Annotated in this window: 3 protein-coding genes; 2 read left to right on the forward strand and 1 reads right to left on the reverse strand. The window is 43.2% G+C overall.

Features of this window, described 5'->3' with window-relative positions:
- Nucleotides 1–2,125 (reverse strand): beta strand repeat-containing protein (locus PN499_RS20385; protein WP_272034056.1); only part of this gene is annotated, 2,125 nt, incomplete at its 3' end.
- Between the two features lie 232 nt (nucleotides 2,126–2,357).
- On the opposite strand from PN499_RS20385, the gene PN499_RS20390 reads away from it, so the two are divergent.
- Nucleotides 2,358–2,912 (forward strand): acyl carrier protein, encoded by a 555-nt coding sequence (locus PN499_RS20390; RefSeq protein WP_272034057.1) that lies wholly within the window; start codon nucleotides 2,358–2,360, stop codon nucleotides 2,910–2,912.
- Between the two features lie 296 nt (nucleotides 2,913–3,208).
- Nucleotides 3,209–5,617 carry a GAF domain-containing protein gene (locus PN499_RS20395; RefSeq protein WP_272034059.1) on the forward strand — a complete coding sequence of 803 codons (2,409 nt, stop codon included), beginning with the start codon at nucleotides 3,209–3,211 and terminating at the stop codon, nucleotides 5,615–5,617.
- Nucleotides 5,618–5,818: the final 201 nt, after the last annotated feature.

Consider the following 5,818-nt stretch of genomic DNA (forward strand, 5'->3'; position numbering starts at 1 on the left):
CGACAATATCATCAGGGTCAGGAGTAGTCTGCAACCATCCACTCTGGTTGACTTCTCTAACTCGATAATTTCCAGGTTCAAGGTCGATAAAACTATAATTGCCACCTGTAGTAGTTGTAGTAGTTTCTAAGACAGCTTCCGTAATAGCATCAAATAAGTTGATTTGCCAATTCTCTAGTCCAGTCTCGTTAGCATTTTGAATCCCGTCGCCGTTATTATCTTCAAATTTGATGCCGCTAATGCTGATATTTTGGAAATTCCCAAAGTTATTATCAGTTAAATCAGCATTTGTTAAATTAATAGCATTAGGCGCTACTGTTTGCGTCCATCCAGATTGCAGAACTTCTTCAAGACTGTAATCACCTGGTAAAACATTGTCAAATTCGTATTGACCATTAGCATCTGAGGTAGCATCAGCGATTAAAACCCCTGAACTATCAAGCAATTGAAATTGCCAATTTGGAAGTCCGGTTTCGCCTAAGTCTTGCAATCCATTACCATTAATATCATGGAATTTTAAACCGCTAATACTTAAGCTATCAACTGATAGGGTATTGGAAAACTCTGAGGTGTTATTTGTGCCAGTAGCCGGATCGAGATTAATGGCAGAAGCCGTGATATATTGACCTGTTAATAAAGCGGGATGCGTAAAGCTGATATTGGCATTACCAGCATTGTCAGTGCTGACATTTGTAAAACCTAAAAATATTTCTCCTTCTCCGTTTCCCAAAGGATCGGCAGCATTATTAGCAAAGAACTCTATGCGGAAGTCGGTATTAGTAGAGGCATTTAATTCTGCTGTAACTACAGTGCTGTTGCTACCAACAAAGGCTGATAATAAATTAGGATAATTTTGCCCACCATTGCCGCCAGCAAAATCATTATTAGCTTTCGGTTGAGTGCTATTAGTTAGGGTAATACCTAAACCTACATTATTACTGATGGAGTTGCCTTGAATACTGTTACCAGTACCTGCGGGAATATTGATACCTGCGACACCGTTATTAACGATAACATTTCCTTCATTTGTACCAGTACCGCCGATTTGGTTGTTATTTGAACCATTAATCAAGATGCCATTTTGACTATTACCAAGCGCACCAGTACCCGTTACATCTGTACCGATATAATTGCCAATAATTTGATTGCCTGATGTGTTGGTGTCGCGGAGTTCAATGCCATTTACCAGATTCCCAGAGATAATGTTACGATCGCTCGCCGTTGTTCCCCCAATTATGTTATTTTGAGCGCCTCCCGTAATCAAGATGCCCCGCTCTCCTCCAGAAGGAGGTGTACCAATAACTGCTGGATCGCCCTCAACTAAACCCGTACCTGTAGCATTCGTGCCAATAAAATTGCCTGCGATAATGTTATTGTTAGTGCCTCCACCGTCAATCCCAATATTGCTATCATCCCCGGTGTCGATATTTCCTGAGCGATCGTTGCCAGAAACGACATTACCTCGAATCTCATTAGTTTTTGCACCGTCGGTAATCTGCACTCCCCGCCAACTGTTGCCTAAGTCATTATTCCCCGTGTAATCGGTGCCAATGAAGTTGTTTAATACTTGATTTCCATTGGCATTCCCACCTTGAATTATTATTCCAAACCGAGTGTTGCCGGAGATAATATTCCGCGCTGATGGTAGAGCTCCGCCGATGGTGTTGTTAGCGCTCCAAATCAATAGGCCATAATTAAGGTTTGGTGAGGCAACTGTCCCGCTGAGATCGGTACCTATATAGTTACCTTGAATAAGGTTGTTAGTTCCCGAAGCGATGAAAATCCCGTTTTCAGTGAACCGATCGATCGCCAAACCCTGCACGGTATTGTTCGATGAAGAAATAGACAAACCGTTTGCACCGGCACCAGCACTTGTAGCGTTGAGTTCGATTAATGGTGTACCGGTGTAAGTTGGCCCCCCTTGACTCCAGGCATTAATTAACGTGCCTGCGTTGTCTGTGAGATTGGGTAGGGGAGATAGCAGGTTTATTGTCTCGGTTGGATTCCCTGTAGTGAGATTGAAAAGGATCTCGTCTGCGCCCGCATTGCTATTTGCCAGTGCGATCGCATCTCGCAATGTGCCAACACCACTGTCAGCGTTAGTGGTTACTGTATAGGTAGCCATGATGCACCTGATCTAATGTAAAAAATAAGTTCGGTCTTGGCTACGAGTCTAGCAATTTTACGGAGATTTGTGGGGGGTTTCACCCCCTGATCACCCAAAATTTATGTAAATATACCTAAAGTTAGGTAAATTATTCAGGTTGGAGCACTTACGTACTGTGAATATATAACTAGGGGCTATGGGCTAGGGGCTAGGGGCTAGGGACTAGGGTAAAGAAGGGGCTAGAGTAAGAATGGGACTTGACGCAGTTGAGATAGTGATGACATGGGAAAATTCTTTTGGTATAGAAATCAGTGATGATGAGGCGATCGCGATCGCGACAATCAAACAGGCAATCGATCTAATTTCTTCAAAAGTAAATGCTTCAGGTGATATCGCGGGAGTATGCCTTGGGGCGCGTGCTTTTCATCGTATTCGGCAAGCTTTTTACAATGTTGGATTGCCACGCAAGCAGATTCAGCTAGATAGCAAGTGGGTGGATATTCTGCCCAACATTCCCAAAAAACAGCGTCAGGAAACATTGAACTATATCTGCGATCGCGCTGGACTGCCAAAAGCACCTGCGTTCAGTTTTCACTTTGGAGTCATCAATAGACGGATTACAGTTAGAAGTTTAGTTGACTGGGCAGTTGCAAATTACCCCTGTAGCCTCACAAGTTCAGAGGAACGATGGACTCATTTTCAAGTACGTTCTGTTGTCCGCTCTGTAATTAGAGATTTGGCTGACATCAGCGATCGAGATTTCAAAGATGATGATGCTTTTGCCTATATTCTTGGTGTTTTTTGAATCCAACTCTAACCCCTGTTCGCATCTTCAACATCCGACACATTGCCCAAAATACACTCGGTATATAAATATTTTAATATTTTAATTTTTAATTTTTAATTTTTAATTAATTAGTAGACACTTAAATTTACTATCACAATCACAAAAGGGGTTAGACCCCTGGTGTGTTAGATACAATACTATAACGTTGCAAACTTTTAGTTGTCCACAGGTGTCAAGGAATGTTGGAGTACCAACTCCCTAGAACCAGTCGCCAACATCTTCTTAAAATATCCAGTGCATTCAGGTGCAGACTTATGCCGACCCCGAAGCCGACATCCCAAGAAGCCAATAGCCACTCTGTTAAAGCGTTACTTTCCGCAGATATTCCTCGGACTAAAAACGGTAACGGTAGCTTGGTTGAGCCAAATATGGAACAGCTATTACAAGCTTTGGCGGCACAGGTGCCAAGTCACTCTGCCCAAATCGAACAATTGAAAGTTTGGAAACAATACCTAGAGCGCCTTTTTCAATTTCAGCGTTCTAGCCGGGTGTTAATGGCTGTCATGGAACCGGAGACTTTTACTCTGCGTTATGCTAACTCGGCCTTCTGCCGCTTGGCGGGTCTGGAAGGAACCCATGAGGGAACTGATTTTGGTGGTTTGTTGACAGGATTGGGTATCGGGTTGCTGGACTTGTTTGAGGACTGGGACGGCCGGACAGCGGAGCAACTCTACCGCCGTCATATTTTGTACTGGGTATTCAAACAGCTATATCAGATTGACCTGGAAAGTTTGCGAGTGCTTGATGAACCCGTAATGGCTACTGTCAAAAGTCCGCTGCACCGAGAGCATCGGTTTGTGGAATTTTGGTTGGGTTCTGAAGAGCTAAAAGTTACTCGCATTGACCCGAAAATAGATGAGTTTTCTGATTTTCATCTAAAGTTAATGCCAGTGTCGGAGCGGGAAGCTTGGCTAATGCAGCCTAATCAATTGGCAACTTTGGCGGATAGACTGCGGTTAGAAAATTACCGTGTGGAAGGTCTGTTGCTGTTAGAAGGTTTTGATGTCACGGGACAGGAACAAATTCGGCGGTTAACGCAGTTGTTGATAGATAGAGATTCAATTCTAAGACCGGAAAAGTTTAAGAAAATTGATAAACGTTTGCGATCGCTCTTTGGCGCAGATGGTAGCATTCTTTTGCGGACTGATGGCTCCGAAGCGCAACTCTTTATCTGCAAAGACGGTCACGATATCAGGCCGACAGTGTATGCGTTACAGTCTCTAGAGGGTTCTCACTTTTTGCAGGCAACGGCGGCTAATCAAGTCTGGAACGTGCCTGATTTGCGGCGGGAGTGCGAAACGGAGTGCGATCGCTACTTACGGAAAATGGGAGTGCGCTCGATGTTGCTAATTCCCTTAGTGGTGAAAACTATCAACCGCGAAGGGGGAGGAAATCAGATTTTAGGAGTAGTGGGACTAACGTGCGATCGCCCCAACCATTTTAACGGTATCGACTGCCAACACGCTCAAGAACTCATTCCCGCCTTCATTGCGGCCCTACGGCAAGCCATTCAGCAGCGCTTCACCCACATCCACAACATCCATCCCGCCGTCGAGTGGCGGTTCGTACAGGAAGCAGAGCGACGCAGTTGGGGCCTACCACCGGAGACAATAGTTTTTAGCGAAGTTTATCCCCTTTATGGTATCTCCGATATTCGCGGCTCCTCAGAAGAGCGCAACCGTGCCATTCAAGCCGACTTGCTGGAACAATTTCGTCTAGGCTTAGCGATCGTTGAGGCTTTGTGTACAACTCAAGGTACTCCCTTGGGAGAACAACTTCGACTGGATATGCTGGACTATATCAAGCATTTGCAGGAAAAAGTAACCGTAGATATGGAAGTCCGAGCCGCAGAATATTTGAGCGAGCATTTAGAAGTATATTTTGACCATTTTATGCAGTGCGGGCCGGAGGTGCAAGCAGCACTGGAAGCTTACCAAGCAGCTTGCAAAAACGAACATCAATGCGTTTATGGCGAACGGACTCGCTATGATGAAATGCTCAGTTTAATTACTGCTAACTTGCAGGAAACTTGGGCAAAATGGCAAGAGCGGATGCAGCAAATTATCCCTCATTATTGCGATATTGAATGCACCGATGGCATGGATCACATGATTTATATCGGCAAGTCAATTGATAGTAAATTTACTCCTTTTCACTTACACAGTCTGCGTTATGAACAATTAAGAGCTGTTTGCGATTGTGCTAGAACTGCTTTTCGCCTGCAAGCTGATGCTAAAATCAATTTACAACTAGCTCATTTAATTTTAGTACAGAATACAACGATCAACATTTTTCACAACGAAAATACTGAAAAAATGTTTGATGTCCAAGGCACTCGCGATATTCGCTACGAACTTGTTAAAAAACGGATTGAAAAAGCTGTTGATAAAGACGCTCAAGAACGAATTACGCAGTCGGGAATGCTAACTATTGTTTATTCTAATGAGGATGAGTGGGAAGAATATCGGCAATATTTACGCTATCTAGCTCGCGAAGGTTGTGTGGAGTCAAAAATTCAAACTGGTATGGTAGAACCGCTGCAAGGAGTGAGTGGTTTGAGGTTTGGTCGCGTCCGTATTCTTCCTTTTCCTGAAGTTGCTTCTGAGCTAAGTGAAGTAACCGTTATCAATGAAGCGGGAAATATAATACCTGTTAACTGTTAACTGGTAATTGGTAATTGGTAATTGGTAATTGGTAATTGGTAATTGGTAATTGATAATTACTCCCCTGCTCCCCCATCTCCTCTCCGATTAATTAAAAGTTAAAAATTAAAAATTAAAAATTAAATCTGACAATTTTTAATTTTGCATTTTTTTTTAATTTTGCATTTTTAATTTTTAATTGATTAAGTTGCTCCCCCGCTC

Source organism: Kamptonema animale CS-326 (assembly GCF_028330895.1).
GTDB lineage: Bacteria > Cyanobacteriota > Cyanobacteriia > Cyanobacteriales > Microcoleaceae > Kamptonema > Kamptonema formosum.

Bases quoted from the DNA above. Each gene is read 5' to 3' on its own strand.
- PN499_RS20390 (WP_272034057.1), top strand. From the start codon at position 2,358: ATGGGACTTGACGCAGTTGAGATAGTGATGACATGGGAAAATTCTTTT.
- PN499_RS20395 (WP_272034059.1), top strand. From the start codon at position 3,209: ATGCCGACCCCGAAGCCGACATCCCAAGAAGCCAATAGCCACTCTGTT.